The organism is Nocardioides sp. HB32, assembly GCF_054058995.1.
In genome coordinates this window covers 3,524,903-3,539,295 of record NZ_JBSSBS010000001.1, presented here as the reverse complement: position 1 = coordinate 3,539,295, position 14,393 = coordinate 3,524,903, and the positions used below count along the sequence as shown (strand labels likewise).

Here is a 14,393-nt window from a genome sequence, read left to right as displayed (position 1 = left end):
GGTTCCGAGCGCTGGTACGGACCTCTTGCCGCCGAAGCGCACGGTCATCGGCTCATCCGGTGACCGCGGCCGTCCCGGTCCGCGGCAGCCGCCGGGACCCCCTCAACGGAAGGTCAAAGAACCTTGGAGAGGAAGGCCTGGGTCCGCTCGTGCTGCGGGGCGGAGAGGACCGTGCGCGGGTCGCCCTCCTCGACGATCACGCCGTCGTCCATGAAGACCAGGTTGTCGCCGACCTCGCGGGCGAAGCCCATCTCGTGGGTGACGACCATCATCGTCATGCCCTCGGCCGCCAGGTCGCGCATGACCGCCAGCACGTCGCCGACGAGCTCGGGGTCGAGCGCGCTCGTGGGCTCGTCGAAGAGCATCATGTCCGGGTCCAGCGACAGCGCGCGGGCGATCGCGACCCGCTGCTGCTGGCCGCCGGAGAGCTGCGCGGGGTAGGCGGTCTCGCGCTCGGCGAGGCCGACCTTCGCCAGGTTGCGCCGGGCGACCTCGACGGCCTCGCTCTTCGAGCGCCGCTTCACCCGTCGCTGCGCGACGCAGAGGTTGCCCAGCACGCTCATGTGCGGGAACAGGTTGAACTGCTGGAAGACCATCCCGATCCGGCTGCGGACAGCGTCCAGGTCGACCTCCGGGTCGCAGATGTCGATCCCCTCGACGAAGATCTGGCCGGACGTCGGCTCCTCGAGGCGGTTGACGCAGCGCAGCAGCGTCGACTTGCCCGAGCCGGACGGGCCGATCACGCAGACGACCTGGCCCTCGGCGACCTCGAAGTCGATGCCCTTGAGCACCTCGTGCTCGCCGAAGGACTTGTGCAGGCCGGAGACCTGGATGGCCGGGGTGCTCATCGGGCCGCCCTCATCTGTCGTCGTTCGAGGTAGGCCACCAGCTGGCTGGCCGGGATCGAGATGATCAGGTAGACCAGCGCGATCGCGATGAGCGGGCTGGCGTTGGCGTAGGTCACGAGGCCCTGCTGGCCGAACGAGGTGAGGTCGACCTGGTTGGCCTGCATGCCCACGAACGCCAGCAGCGAGGTGTCCTTGACCAGCAGGATGAACTCGTTGGTCAGCGGCGGGATCACGATCCGGATCGCCTGGGGGAGCACGACGGTGACCATCGTCCAGAAGCCGCTCATGCCCAGGGACTGCGCGGCCTCGCGCTGCCCTTTCGGCACGGCCTGGATGCCGGCCCGCAGGGTCTCGGCCATGTACGCCGACGACACCAGGATCAGCGCGATGATGCCGGCGCCGACGGTGCCGCCCGGCGGCTGCCACTGGAACGCCAGCGGTACGCCGAGCGCCATCACGATGATGACCACCAGGGCCGGCAGGCCACGGAAGAACTCGATGTAGATCGTCGCGAGGTACCGGTAGCCGCGCAGCGGCGAGAGCTTCATCAGCGCCAGCACGAGCGCCAGCGCGATGCCGCCGGCGAAGGCGAGCACCGTGTACTTCACCGTGTTCTTCGCCGCCGTGAGGATGATGTCGGGCCACAGGGCCTGCCAGGTCTCGGAGTCGAAGAAGTTGACCTTGACGGCCTCCCAGTCCGCGCCCAGCACCACGGCGAGCGCGGCGACCACGAGGACGCCGTAGAGCGCCCCGTGTCGCAGGCGGCGCTTGGTGGTCCGCCTCAGGCTCACTGGTCGGTGGCGAAGTAGGTGTCGTAGATCTTCTTGTAGTCGCCGTCGTCCTTCATCTTCTGCAGGGCCGCGTTGACGGCGTCGATGAGGCCGGTGTTGGTCTTCTTCATCGCCAGGCCGTAGGTCTCACCGGTGTCGTAGGTCTCGACGACCTTGAACTGGCCGGCGGCCTTGGGGTCGTTCTGGTGGTCGAGGTTGACCGGCAGGTCCTGGAGCAGCGCCTCGACCTGGCCGGCCTTGATCGCGGCGTACATCTCGCCGTCGCTCGGGAAGACCACGATGTCCGCGCCCGAGGCGTGCTCGTTGGCGTACGACTCGCCGGTGGTGCCCTTCTGGACCCCGACCTTGACGCCGTCCAGGTCGTCGATCGAGGTGATGCTCGAGTCGGCGGGGACCAGCAGGGACTGCTCGGAGTCGTAGTAGCCGTCGCTGAAGCCGATCTTCGCCTCGCGCTCCGGCGTGATCGTCATCGCGCTCGCCGCCATGTCGCACTGGCCGGCGTTCAGCGCCAGGCCGCTCTGGAGGGCGTTGAAGTCGGAGTCCTTGATCTCGACCTTCACGTTCAACTGCTGGGCGATCGCCTCGACGATGTCGACGTCGAAGCCCGCGAAGCCGGTCGGGGTCGACTTGTCGAAGTTCTCGAACGGCGGGTACGGGACGTCGGAGCAGACGGTCAGCGTGCCCGAGGAGATCAGGCCCAGGTCGGCGGAGCCGGACGAGTCGGTGCCCGACGAGTCGGAGTCGGAGCCACACGCGGTGAGCGAGATCGCGAGCGCCGCGAAGGCGGTGGCGGCGAGGGCGGAGCGCAGGGGTCGGATCAGCATGCGAGCACTGTAGTGGTGGCGCTCACGTCCCGTGCAACGGTCCCCGTCGGGGCTGGATCACGGTCCGGTACCGGTCCATCCGCTAGCGCACGGCGCTGACGATCTCGACCAGCAGGGGAGCGGCCACGAGGGCCGGGAGCAGGTCCGCGACCGGGATCTCGCGGATCCGGAGGAGCCGCAGCGCGACCCCGACCAGGAGCAGGCCTCCGGTGGCGGTGATCGCCGCGAGGTGGGCGTCGGGGAGCACGTCGCCGAGCGCGTAGCCGAGCAGCGTCAGGGAGCCCTGGATCGCGACGATCGTGATCGCGCTGGCCGCGACGCCCCAGCCGAACGACGCCGCGAACGCGATCGCCGCGAAGCCGTCCAGCGCCGCCTTCAGGAACAGCTGGTCGGCGCCGTTCCCGAGCCCGTCGTTCAGCGACCCCAGGATGGTGAGGGGACCGGTGCAGAACACCAGCGAGGAGACCACGAAGCCCTCGATGAAGCGGTGCCGCTCCGCGGAGTCCGCGGCACCGGCCAGGCGCGCCTGGAGCCAGCCGCCGAACCCCTCGACCCGGCTCTCGAGCCGCAACAGCGAGCCGGCGATCCCGCCCAGGAGCAACGACCCGAGCACGATCAGCATCGGGGCGCTGTCGCCGACCTCGGCCGAGAGGTCGTCGCTGGTGACCGCGATCGCCGACGTGCCCGCGATCAGGAGGGTGACCAGGCCGAGCGCGTCGGTCACCAGGTCGCGCGTGCGCATCGGCAGCCGGTTGCCCAGCAGCACGCCGATCGTGGCGCCCACGAGGACGGTGGCGACGTTGACGACGGTGCCGATACCGGGGATCAAGGGACTCCTCTGACAGGAAGGCGGGCCTGAGCGTAGTCTCCTTCTTTGGTGCCGCGTTCGGGGGACACGAGACGTGGCGAGGAGGAGGTCTCGAAAGGCCATGACTCGATGACGCGTACCCTCGTGTCGCTGCGCGCCGCCACGACCGCGGACGCGCCGCACCTCGCTGAGCTCTGGACCGACGTCATCCGTCGGAACGGCCGTGAGGAGCAGGTCGCCGACCTCGACACCGTGATCGCCCGGGTCGAGGCGTCCGAGGACGAGCGCATCGTCGTCGCGGAGTATGACGGCGAGTTCGCCGGGGCCGTGCACCTCCAGGCCACCACGATGTCCCCGCTCAACCACGAGCCGGTCCTCCGAGCGCTCTCGCCGCACGTGCTGCCCCGGTTCCAGCGGCACGGCATCGGCAGCGCGCTGATGGACGCCGCCGTCTCGTGGGCCGAGGAGCTCGGCATCGGGCACGTCGCCACCGCAGCAGTCGCCGGGTCACGGGACGCGAACCGCTTCATGGCCCGCATCGCGCTCGGTCCGTACGCCGTGCTGCGCATCGCGACGACCCACGCCGTGCGCTCCCGGCTCTCCGCCCACCGCCGCCCGGTCACCTCGAGCGGTGGCCGGCAGCTGACCCAAGTGCTCGCGGCCCGGCGCTCGATGCGCCGCTCGCGGGCCTCCGCGGCTCAGGAGTCGTAGCGGTCCCGCGGCATCAGGGCGCACGTGATCCGGGACGTGCAGACCCGCTTGCCGCGCTCGTCGGTGATGACGACCTCGTAGGTCGCCGTCGTGCGGCCGAGGTGGATCGCGGTCGCCGTACCGGTCACGGTGCCGGAGGTCGCGGAGCGGTGGTGGGTCGCGTTGATCTCGATGCCGACCGACAGCTTGTCGGGGTGCGCGTGGATCGCCGAGCCGACCGACCCCAGCGTCTCGGCGAGGACCACCGACGCGCCGCCGTGGAGGAGTCCGTAGGGCTGGGTGTTGCCCTCGACCGGCATGGTCGCGACCACCCGCTCGGCGGAGATCTCGAGGAGCTCGATGCCCATCTTCTCGTTGAGGCCGCCCATGCCCTGCGGCATCTGGGCGATGAAGTCGTCGATGTCCAGCTCGTTCCCGCCACCAGAGGTCATGGGCACATCCTGCCTGTCGGCGCCGGCTACTAGAGTCGGAGGGTGCCTCGCCTCCTGCTCCTCGACGGACACTCGCTCGCCTACCGCGCCTTCTTCGCGCTGCCCGTCGAGAACTTCTCCACCACGACCGGGCAGCACACGAACGCCGTCTACGGCTTCACCTCGATGCTCATCAACGTGCTGCGCGACGAGCAGCCCACGCACGTCGGCGTCGCGTTCGACGTCTCCCGGCAGACGTTCCGCCTCGAGCAGTACGCCGAGTACAAGGCCAAGCGCAACAAGACCCCCACCGAGTTCAGCAGCCAGCTGCCGCTGATCGAGGAGGTCCTCAACGCGCTGCGGATCCCGTTCCTGAAGAAGGACGGCTACGAGGCCGACGACATCATCGCGACCCTCGTCACGCAGGCGCTCGAGGACGACGAGATGGAGGTCCTGATCCTCACCGGCGACCGGGACTCGCTCCAGCTCGTGACCGAGCGGTCGACCGTGCTCTACCCGATGCGCGGCGTCTCGGACCTGGCCCGGATGACCCCGGCCGCCGTCGAGGAGAAGTACGGCGTCCCGCCGTACCGCTACCCCGAGCTCGCGGCGATCGTGGGGGAGACCTCCGACAACCTGCCGGGCGTGCCGGGCGTCGGCCAGGGCTACGCCGCGAAGTGGATCAACCAGTACGACGGCCTCGACAACGTCATCACCCACGCCGACGAGATCACCGGCAAGAAGGGCGAGGCGCTGCGCGAGCACCTCGGCGACGTGATCCGCAACCGCCAGCTGAACGCCCTGGTCCGTGACCTGCCGCTCGACAAGGCCCCCGTCGACCTCGTCGTACGCCCCTGGGACCGGCACGAGGTGCACACCCTGTTCGACGGGCTGGAGTTCCGGGTGCTGCGGGACCGGCTGTTCGAGACGCTGACGTCGGAGGAGGACATCGACGACTCCGGCTTCGACGTCGCGATGAGCGTCCTGGGCGCCGGCGAGCTGGCCGGCTGGCTGGAGCAGAACGCCGCCTCGGGCGACCGCGTCGGCGTGCATGTCGTGGGCCGGTGGGGCGGCGGCAGCGGTGACGTCACCAGTGTCGCGCTGGCGACCGGCGACGGGGCCGCCGGCTGGGTCGCCACCGACGAGCTCGACGCCGACAACCAGGCGGCGCTGGCCGGGTGGCTGGCGGACCCGAAGCAGCCCAAGGTGCTGCACGACGCGAAGGGCCCGATGCTGGCGCTCGCGGCGTGGGGCATGCCGCTGTCCGGCCTCGAGAGGGACACCGCGCTCTCGGCCTACCTCGCCCGCCCCGACCAGCGCTCCTACGACCTCGCCGACCTGACCGTGCGCTACCTCAAGCGCGAGCTCAAGCAGGGCGGGGCCGACGACGGGCAGCTGAGCCTCGACGGCCTCGACGACACGCTCGACGGGACCCGCGCCGGAGAGGTGGAGATGCTGCACGCGCGGGCCGTCCTCGACCTGGCCGCTGCCCTGGACGACGAGCTCGAGGAGCGCGGCGGCACCCGTCTGCTCCACGACATCGAGCTGCCGCTGGTCGACCTGCTCGCGAAGATGGAGCAGACCGGCATCGCCGTCGACACCGAGCACCTCGAGTCGCTCGAGGGCCACTTCGCGGCCGAAGTCCGCGAGGCCGCCGAGCAGGCGTTCGCGGTGATCGGCAAGGAGATCAACCTCGGCTCGCCCAAGCAGCTGCAGACCGTGCTGTTCGACGAGCTCGGCATGCCGAAGACCAAGCGCACCAAGACCGGCTACACCACCGACGCCGACGCGCTGCAGGCGCTGTACGTCAAGACCGAGCACCCGTTCCTGCTGCACCTGCTGCGCCACCGGGACGTCTCCCGGCTGCGGCAGACCATCGAGGGCCTGCTGAAGACGGTGGCCGGCGACGGGCGGATCCACACGACGTTCAACCAGACGATCGCGGCGACCGGCCGGCTCTCGAGCACCGACCCGAACCTCCAGAACATCCCGATCCGCACCGAGGAGGGTCGCCGGATCCGCGAGGGCTTCGTCGTCGGACAGAGCGTCGTCGGGCAGGGCTTCGAGTCCCTGATGACCGCGGACTACAGCCAGATCGAGATGCGGATCATGGCGCACCTGTCCGAGGACGCGCTGCTCATCGAGGCGTTCCGGTCCGGTCGTGACTTCCACTCGATCACCGCGGCCCGGGTCTTCGACGTCCCCGCCGACGACGTGACCGTCGAGATGCGGGCCAAGATCAAGGCGATGAACTACGGCCTGGCCTACGGGCTGTCCGCGTTCGGCCTCAGCCAGCAGCTCGGGATCGAGGCGGGCGAGGCGCGCGGGCTGATGGACGAGTACTTCCAGACCTTCGGCGGGATCCGCGACTACCTCGGCGGCGTCGTCGAGGAGGCCCGGAGGACCGGCTTCACCGAGACCATCAAGGGCCGGCGCCGCTACCTGCCCGACCTGACCAGCGACAACCGCCAGCGTCGCGAGATGGCCGAGCGGATGGCGCTCAACGCCCCGATCCAGGGCTCGGCGGCCGACATCATCAAGATCGCGATGCTCTACGTCGACGGCGCGATCGAGCAGGCCGGGTTGCAGTCCCGGATGCTGCTCCAGGTGCACGACGAGCTCGTGTTCGAGGTGGCGACCGGCGAGCAGGAGGCGCTGGAGGCGCTGGTCCGTGAGCAGATGGGCCGCGCGGCCGACCTCGCCGTACCGCTGGACGTGTCAGTCGGCTTCGGCCGGAGCTGGCACGACGCGGCCCACTGACGGGCGCAGCACGTACACGCTGACCGCCAGCAGTACGGCCAGCAGGACCGAGTCGACCGTGATGACCACCGCCAGCAGCCCGCGCAGGCTGGACGTGGTGAGGCCGAGGACGACGACCACCACGAACGCCGACCACACCAGGTACGCCGAGCGCTGGCCCTGCCGGGCGAGCACCGAGTAGACGAGCAGCTGCAGCATCGACAGCACGGTGCCGAGGATCGCGAAGATCCAGAGGTGGTCGGCGATCTCCTCGAACTGCTGGCCGCCCACGAAGACGAGCGCCAGGCGCGGCAGCAGCGCCGCCCCGGCGGTCGCGACGGCACCCAGCACCGCGACCAGGCCGAGGCTGGCGGTCAGCGCGCGCCGACGCTCGCCCACCGTCGACATCGAGGGGAACGCGACGACCACGACGAACTGTGGCAGGAACAGCACGGCCTTGGTCAGGATCAACCCGCCGGCGTAGAGGCCGGCGTCGTGCTCGGTCAGCACGTTGCGGGCGATCACGATGTCGGTGTTGGAGAGCGCGAAGAACGCGAGCAGCACCTGAGAGTTGTGGAACGACTCCCGGATCACCCTCCGGAAGCCGTGGTCCTCGCTCTGGACCCCTTCGTCGCGCGCGCGACGAAGGAACCACCAGCCGGCGACCACCGGGGCGCAGGCGCCGAGCCCGGTGCCGACGAGCGCGGCGGCCTCGGTCGGGTGCCAGGCGATCAGGAGCGTGCCGATGACCAGGCGGGGCACCCCACTGAGCACGTACAGCACCGACAGCGCCTGCCAGCGGCGCTCGCCCTGGAGGATGCCGGCCTGGCCGCCCATGATCGTGAACGGCACCGAGATGACCGAGACCAGCGCGGCGGTGAGCAAGCTGTCCAGCCGGAGCACCACGTTCAGCAGCGGCGACAGCACCAGGAGCAGCACGCCGAGCGCCGCGGCCGCCCGGTAGGTGACCCCGAGGATGGTCTTCTCGATCTGCGCGATGTGCTCGGGCTCGGCCGCGATCCGGCGCGCGGCGGTGGCCTGGATGCCCAGCTGGAGGACCGTGATCACCAGCAACGTGGCCATCAGGCTCGCGAACGCGCCGTACGCCTGCGGGCCGAGCAGCCGGGCGGCGATCATCGTGAAGCCGTACGTCGCCACGTTCATGACGGCCATCGCCACGGCGATCGAACCGCCGCCGCTCAGCAGCCGGGTGAGGCGGCGCGAAGGGGTCACGGGAGGGAAGCGTATGCGAGACTCGCGCGCGTGATTCGCGCCGGTGCCGTGCTGCGGTCCCTGCGGCCGAAGCAGTGGACCAAGAACCTCCTCGTGGTCGCGGCACCGCTCGCCGCCGGCGACCTCGGCGACGCCGGCGTCCTCGGGCCGACCGTGCTGGCGTTCCTGGCGTTCTGTGCGGCCTCCTCCGCGATGTACCTGGTCAACGACTGCGCGGACGTCGAGGCGGACCGGCTGCACCCCCGCAAGCAGTCCCGGCCGATCGCGGCCGGCGAGCTGTCCGTCCGGGGGGCGCTCCTGGTCGCCACGCTGCTGTTCCTGGTCAGCGTCGGCCTGGCCGCGCTGACCCGCTGGGAGTTCGTGCTGCTGCTCGTCTCCTACGTCGCGGTGATGCTCGCCTACTCGCTCCGCCTCAAGCACGAGCCGGTGATCGACCTGGCGCTGGTCGCCGCCGGGTTCCTGATGCGCGCGGTCGCCGGCGGCCTCGCCGCGGCGATCCCGATCTCGGACTGGTTCCTCATGGTGGCCGGCTTCGGCTCGCTGTTCATCGTGGCCGGCAAGCGCTACTCCGAGCTGCACACGCTCGGCAGCGAGGCGGGCACCCGGCGTTCGCTGGTGCACTACACCGACAGCTACCTCCGGTTCGTCTGGAGCATCGCGGCGGCCGTCACCGTCGCGGCGTACTGCCTGTGGGCGTTCGAGAACGCCGCCGAGACCGGCATCCCGTGGCACACGCTCTCGATCCTGCCGTTCGTGGTCGGGCTGCTCCGGTACGCCGTGGACGTCGACGCGGGGGCGGCCGCCGAGCCCGAGGACATCGTCTGGGGCGACCGGCTGCTGCAGGGGATCGGCGTGATCTGGGTGGTCGCGCTGACCCTCGGGGTGCTGGGTGTCTGACTCCTCCACGTTCCACGGCTGGGGCCGCACGGCACCGTCGGTCGGCCGCCCGGTCACGGCGACCGCGAACGGCGTGCCGCACCTCGTCCGCCGGGCCGGGCCCCGCGGGCTGATCGCCCGCGGCCTGGGACGCTCGTACGGCGACCCGGCGCAGAACGCCGGGGGCGACGTGCTGCTCCCGCTGCCGACCGAGATCGGCGCGGTCGCGGCCGACGGCACGGTTCGCGCGAGCGCCGGGACCAGCCTGCACGACCTGATGGCGGCGCTGCTGCCGCGCGGCCGGTTCCTGCCGGTCACGCCCGGCACCCGGTACGTCACCGTCGCCGGCGCGATCGCCTGCGACGTGCACGGCAAGAGCCACCACCGCGCCGGGAGCTTCGGCGCCCACGTCGTCGACCTCGACCTGGTGATCGCGAGCGGCGAGACCCGCACGGTCGGCCCGGACCGGGACCCCGACCTCTTCTGGGCCACGGTCGGCGGCCTCGGTCTGACCGGGGTGATCACGGCGGCCACGCTGCGGACCATCCCCGTCGAGACGGCGTACGCCGAGGTCAGCACCCAGCGCCTGCCCGACCTGGACGCCGTCATGGCCGAGATGCGCGAGGGCGACGACGCCGTGACGTACTCCGTCGCCTGGATCGACACCCTGGCCCGCGGCGCCGCGCTGGGCCGCTCCGTGCTCTCGCGCGGCGAGCACGCCACTCGCGAGCTGCTCGGTGACCGCGGCGACCTCCTGACCCCGCCCGCCGCACCGCGCCTGGCGGTGCCGTTCACCCCACCGGTCAACCTGGTCGGATCACTCGGCGTGCGCGCGTTCAACGAGGCGTGGTTCCGCAAGGCTCCTCGCCACCGCACCGGCGAGATCCAGCCGCTCGCCACCTTCTTCCACCCGCTGGACGGCGTCGCGGGCTGGAACCGCGTCTACGGTCCGCACGGCCTCGTGCAGTACCAGTTCGTGGTGCCCGACCACGAGGACGCCGCGCTGGTGCGCATCCTGGAGCAGATCGCCGCCGCCCGGCTCCCGTCGTTCCTCGCCGTGCTCAAGCGGTTCGGCCCCGGCAACGACGGCCCGCTGTCGTTCCCGATGGCCGGCTGGACGCTGGCCTACGACGTCCCTGCGCACCCGGACCTCGCCCCGCTCCTCGACGGCCTCGACGACCAGGTCGTCGCCGCCGGCGGGCGGGTCTACCTCGCCAAGGACTCCCGGCTACGGGCGGGACTGCTGCCCGCGATGTACCCCCGGCTCGACGAGCTCCGCGCCGTCCGCGAGAAGGTCGACCCCGACCGCGTGTTCCGCTCCGACCTGTCCCGCCGCCTCGAGATCTGATGGAGATCTGATGCTCAACGCCCTCGGCCAGCCCCAGACCGTGCTGCTGCTCGGCGGGACCAGCGACATCGCGCTCGCCACGGCCGAGCGGTGGGCCCGCTCCGGTGACCTGCACGTGGTCCTCGCCGCTCGGCCCGGCGAGCGTCGGGACGCCGCCGCCACGCGGCTCGAGCAGTCCGGCGCCGTCGTGGAGGCGGTCGACTTCGAGGCCGAGGCCACCGGGACCCACCCCACGCTGGTCGAGGCGATCGAGCGCGACATCGACGTGGCGGTGGTCGCCTTCGGGGTGCTCGGGGACGAGGAGCAGGCCTGGCAGGACCACGCGGCCGCCGTGCACCTGGCCACCGTGAACTACACGGCGCCGGTCAGCCTCGGCGTCTGCCTCGCAGCGAGGCTCAGGAAGCAGGGCCACGGCGTGATCGTCGCGCTGTCGTCGGTGGCGGGGGAGCGGGTGCGCCGCTCCAACTTCGTCTACGGCTCGAGCAAGGCCGGAATGGACGGCTTCTACCTCGGCCTCGGCGAGGCGCTCCGCGGCACCGGCGCCCGGGTGCTCGTCGTCCGCCCGGGCTTCGTCCGCACCAAGATGACCGAGGGCCGCGACCCGGCGCCGCTGTCGGTGGACGCCGATGACGTCGCGGCCGCGATCGTCAAGGGCGTCGCCGGCGGTGACGACCTGGTGTGTGGGTGCCGGCCGCGATGCGCGGCGTGATGTCCGGCCTGCGACACGTGCCCCGCGCGCTGTTCCGGAAGCTGCCGCTGTAGTGCACCCTGCGCGGTGGCTCGTGCCGGCGTGGGCCGTCGCCCTCGCCGTGCTGATGCTGGGCCCGGTCCTCGGCGCGGGCTATCTGCTGACCTACGACATGGTGTGGGTGCCCGACCTCGCCCTGCGGACCGACTTCCTCGGCCTCGGCTCGGCACTGCCTCGCGCTGTCCCGTCGGACGCCGTGGTGGCGGTCCTCGACGAGGTGCTGCCCGGGATGCTCCTCCAGAAGGTCGTCCTGCTCGGCGCCCTGGTCATCGGCGGCCTCGGCGCCGCCCGGCTGGCGGGCCGCTCGACGGTGGCCCGGCTGGCCGCGGTCAGCGTCTACGTCTGGAGCCCCTACGTCGTCGAACGACTCTGGATCGGGCACTGGCCGTTGCTGCTCTGCTGGGCGGTGCTGCCGTGGCTGGTCGCCGAGGGGATCCGGCTCCGCACCGACGCACGCCTCGGCGCGGCACTGCCGTTCCTGCTGGTCGTCGGCAGCCTCAGCGCGAACGCCGGGCTGATGGCGGCCGCCACCCTGCTCGCCGTCGGTGTCACCCGTAGCAACGCGGCCCGCCTGGTCGCGGTCACCGTCGCCGCGAACGCGCCGTGGCTGGTCGCCGGACTGCTGCACCTCGACACCGCCACGTCCAGCACATCGGGCGCGGTCTTCGGGATGAACGCCGAGGGCCCGCTGCCCGCCCCCCTCGCCGCCCTCACCCTCGGCGGCATCTGGAACTCCGAGGTCGTCCCGGGCTCACGCGGACTGCTGGTGCTCCCGCTCGTGCTCACCGTCGGGTACGGCGCTCTGGCTCTCGTCGGCGCCCGTCCACTCGCCCGGCGGCTCGGCCGCCGGACGACCACCGCCCTGGTGTCGCTGTGGGCCGTCGGGTACGCCGTCGCGCTGCTGTCGTGGGCGGTCCCGGACGGGCTCGGCTGGGTGGCCGGCCACGTGCCCGCGGGCGGCCTGCTCCGTGACGGGACCCGCTCGCTGGCCCTCTGCGCACCGCTGACCGCGGCGCTGGTCGCCGCGGGGGTCCAGTGGTGCGGGGAACGGGCGCCCCGGATCCCGGTCGCGGCTGCCGGCGCCGTGCTCCCGCTGGCCTTCATGCCGGACGCGGCCTGGGGGATCTCCGGCGCGCTCCAGCCGGCGGACTACCCGGCCGAGTGGGCCCAGGCGCGGACCGCGCTGGGCGCCGGGCAGGGCGACGTGCTGGTGCTGCCGTTCACGAGCTACCGGGCGCCGGCGTGGAACCACCACCGCAAGGTGCTCGACCCGCTCCCGCGCTACCTGCGGCCGGACTACGTCGTCAACGACCAGCTCGCCGTGGACGGCCGGATCATCGCGGGTGAGGACCCACGGGTGCCCGACGTGCTGGCCGCGCTCGCGCTGCCCGACGCCGGCGACCGCGCGGTCGCGCTGGCCGACCTCGGCATCGGGGCGGTGGCGCGGGACCGCACCGTGCCCACGACCAGCACCTACGACGCCGAGGTCGCCGGCACCGTCGTCCTCGACGGGGAGGACCTCGAGGTCACGATCCTCGACGTGCCGGTCGACGAGCGGGAGGCCTCGGCCGGGTCGCTTGTGGCGCTCGGCAGCGCCTGGGCGGCGTACGTCGCGCTGGTGCTGGCCGGCGCGTGGAACACGTGCAGACCCATCTCGTCGGGAATGCCCACCCGGCGTCGGTCCGGGTGATACGTTCTGCGCCGAGAGGGAGGAACCCACGTGCAAGCTTTTCTCATCACCTTTGCGAGCGTCGTCGTCGGCGGAGGGCTCGCAGGTGCCACCGTGGTCGGTCTGGTGAACTCCCAGACCGCTCCTCCCGCGCAGTCGCCCGCGAACGTCAGCAACCCGACCCTGGACTACGGCTCCACCCAGTGAGCTAGTCCTCGGTGGCGTCCTGGTCGCTGACCAGCTCGCCGCGGAGCGCGCTCGCGACCACGTGCGCGAACGCCGCCTGCGAGTGCGCCCACGTGAACCCCGCGCCGTGCCGCACCGCTCCCTCCGCCAGGATCCCGCGGCCCTGCTCGTCGCGCAGCAGCGCGCCGAGTGCCGACGTCAGCTCGGCCTGGCTGCCGACGAGGATGCCGGAGACGCCGTCGACGATCGACTCCCGGGTGCCGCCGGCGCTCGCGTAGGCGACGGTCGGGGTGCGGTGCGCGGCCGCCTCGCCGACGACCAGCCCCCAGCCCTCCTTGAGGGAGGGCAGCGCCATCAGCCACGACTCCTCGTAGATCTCCTGCTTCCGCACCTCAGAGACGTGACCCTCGAAGACCACCGAGCCGCAGGCGACCTGGTCGGCGGCGTACGCCCGCAGCTCGGGCTCCCACCAGCCGCTCCCGACCACCCGCAGCCGGAGGTCCGGGAACTCGCCGAGCAGCGCGGTGACCGCGTCGACGGCGTGCTCGACCTGCTTGTGGGGGACCAGCCGGCCGACCACGCAGATCGACGGGTTGGTGGACTTGCGGGCGTCGACGTTGACGACCGGGTCGGTCCCGTTGTGCACGACGGCGACGCGCGGCCCGGTGACGCCGAGCTCGCGGAGCTCGGCGCGGGTGGCGCGGGACACCGCGACGTACTGCCGGCCGCGGTAGAGCCGCGGCGCGAGCCGGCTCTCGATCCACCAGCCGACCCGGCCGGTGAGCCCCGGGTAGACGACCGGCCACTGCTCGCGGTGCACGTGGTGCACGAGCACGATGACGGGCTTGCGGGTCACCAGCGGGGTGAAGAACGGCAACCCGTTCTGCACGTCGACCACGACGTCGACCCGGCCGAGCCGGCGGCGCAGCAGCGCCCACATGCCGAGCAGGTAGACGCTCAGCTTCGAGCCGCGGCGCACGAACCGGACGCCGTCGACGGTCTCGTCGGGGGCGGCGCCGGCGTACGCGACGCAGAAGATCGTGACGCTCGCGCCGCGCTCGACGAGCCCCGCCGCCATCTTCTCCAGGTACCGCTCAGCGCCGCCGCCCTCGGGGTTGCGGGTGTCCCGCCAGCTGAAGAACGCGACGTGGCGTCCGGCGAGGGCGTCGGTCGTCGGCACCCGCCGAGGTTACCGGTTGGTT

General features: G+C 71.9%; 14 protein-coding genes. 7 read left to right on the top strand and 7 right to left on the bottom strand.

Going from position 1 to position 14,393, the window contains the following annotated elements; genetic code table 11:
• Positions 1 to 113: 113 nt before the first annotated feature.
• The 4 genes from ACVW2K_RS17795 to ACVW2K_RS17780 form a co-directional block, all read right to left on the bottom strand.
• The gene (locus tag ACVW2K_RS17795; protein WP_028635762.1) at positions 114 to 848 is read right to left on the bottom strand and encodes an amino acid ABC transporter ATP-binding protein; all 735 of its coding nucleotides are present in this window, start codon (positions 846 to 848) and stop codon (positions 114 to 116) included.
• Positions 845 to 1,639 carry an amino acid ABC transporter permease gene (locus ACVW2K_RS17790; protein WP_155991906.1) on the bottom strand — a complete coding sequence of 265 codons (795 nt, stop codon included), beginning with the start codon at positions 1,637 to 1,639 and terminating at the stop codon, positions 845 to 847. Before ACVW2K_RS17790 ends, ACVW2K_RS17795 begins: the two co-directional genes overlap by 4 nt.
• Complete coding sequence (locus ACVW2K_RS17785) at positions 1,636 to 2,463, bottom strand: ABC transporter substrate-binding protein (RefSeq protein ID WP_036569085.1); 828 nt, start codon at positions 2,461 to 2,463, stop codon at positions 1,636 to 1,638. Before ACVW2K_RS17785 ends, ACVW2K_RS17790 begins: the two co-directional genes overlap by 4 nt.
• Before the next feature lie 82 nt (positions 2,464 to 2,545).
• The gene (locus ACVW2K_RS17780) at positions 2,546 to 3,292 is read right to left on the bottom strand and encodes a DUF554 domain-containing protein (protein WP_028635765.1); all 747 of its coding nucleotides are present in this window, start codon (positions 3,290 to 3,292) and stop codon (positions 2,546 to 2,548) included.
• A 108-nt stretch (positions 3,293 to 3,400) separates the two neighbouring features.
• Here ACVW2K_RS17780 and ACVW2K_RS17775 point away from each other — a divergent pair, with 108 nt between their 5' ends.
• Positions 3,401 to 3,982: a GNAT family N-acetyltransferase gene (locus ACVW2K_RS17775; protein ID WP_036569087.1), complete on the top strand. Its 582-nt coding sequence runs from the start codon at positions 3,401 to 3,403 to the stop codon at positions 3,980 to 3,982.
• Here the strand turns inward: ACVW2K_RS17775 and ACVW2K_RS17770 are convergent.
• Entirely contained in the window at positions 3,970 to 4,413 is a 444-nt protein-coding gene (locus ACVW2K_RS17770) for a PaaI family thioesterase (protein WP_028635767.1), read from the bottom strand. The two genes, ACVW2K_RS17775 and ACVW2K_RS17770, sit on opposite strands and share 13 nt — an antisense overlap.
• A gap of 42 nt (positions 4,414 to 4,455) precedes the next feature.
• Between ACVW2K_RS17770 and polA the strand changes: the two genes are divergently transcribed.
• Complete coding sequence (gene polA / locus ACVW2K_RS17765) at positions 4,456 to 7,152, top strand: DNA polymerase I (protein WP_457203423.1); 2,697 nt, start codon at positions 4,456 to 4,458, stop codon at positions 7,150 to 7,152.
• Here the strand turns inward: polA and ACVW2K_RS17760 are convergent.
• The gene (locus tag ACVW2K_RS17760) at positions 7,111 to 8,364 is read right to left on the bottom strand and encodes an oligosaccharide flippase family protein (RefSeq protein ID WP_457203422.1); all 1,254 of its coding nucleotides are present in this window, start codon (positions 8,362 to 8,364) and stop codon (positions 7,111 to 7,113) included. The genes polA and ACVW2K_RS17760 overlap by 42 nt on opposite strands.
• 30 nt (positions 8,365 to 8,394) lie before the next feature.
• Here ACVW2K_RS17760 and ACVW2K_RS17755 point away from each other — a divergent pair, with 30 nt between their 5' ends.
• From ACVW2K_RS17755 to ACVW2K_RS17735, 5 genes are read left to right on the top strand one after another with little or no spacing between them, the layout of a single operon-like run.
• Positions 8,395 to 9,261: a decaprenyl-phosphate phosphoribosyltransferase gene (locus ACVW2K_RS17755; RefSeq protein ID WP_457203421.1), complete on the top strand. Its 867-nt coding sequence runs from the start codon at positions 8,395 to 8,397 to the stop codon at positions 9,259 to 9,261.
• Positions 9,254 to 10,588 carry an FAD-binding protein gene (locus ACVW2K_RS17750; RefSeq protein WP_028635769.1) on the top strand — a complete coding sequence of 445 codons (1,335 nt, stop codon included), beginning with the start codon at positions 9,254 to 9,256 and terminating at the stop codon, positions 10,586 to 10,588. The genes ACVW2K_RS17755 and ACVW2K_RS17750 overlap by 8 nt, the downstream gene beginning before the upstream one ends.
• Positions 10,589 to 10,598: 10 nt before the next feature.
• Positions 10,599 to 11,297, top strand: coding sequence for a decaprenylphospho-beta-D-erythro-pentofuranosid-2-ulose 2-reductase (locus tag ACVW2K_RS17745; protein WP_457203420.1), 699 nt, complete (start codon positions 10,599 to 10,601; stop codon positions 11,295 to 11,297).
• A gap of 52 nt (positions 11,298 to 11,349) precedes the next feature.
• Positions 11,350 to 13,026: a hypothetical protein gene (locus ACVW2K_RS17740; protein WP_457203419.1), complete on the top strand. Its 1,677-nt coding sequence runs from the start codon at positions 11,350 to 11,352 to the stop codon at positions 13,024 to 13,026.
• A gap of 30 nt (positions 13,027 to 13,056) precedes the next feature.
• Entirely contained in the window at positions 13,057 to 13,212 is a 156-nt protein-coding gene (locus tag ACVW2K_RS17735) for a hypothetical protein (RefSeq protein WP_155991907.1), read from the top strand.
• Position 13,213: 1 nt separating this feature from the next.
• Here the strand turns inward: ACVW2K_RS17735 and ACVW2K_RS17730 are convergent, their stop codons facing one another.
• Complete coding sequence (locus ACVW2K_RS17730) at positions 13,214 to 14,371, bottom strand: glycosyltransferase family 4 protein (protein WP_457203418.1); 1,158 nt, start codon at positions 14,369 to 14,371, stop codon at positions 13,214 to 13,216.
• Between the last annotated feature and the right edge of the window lie 22 nt (positions 14,372 to 14,393).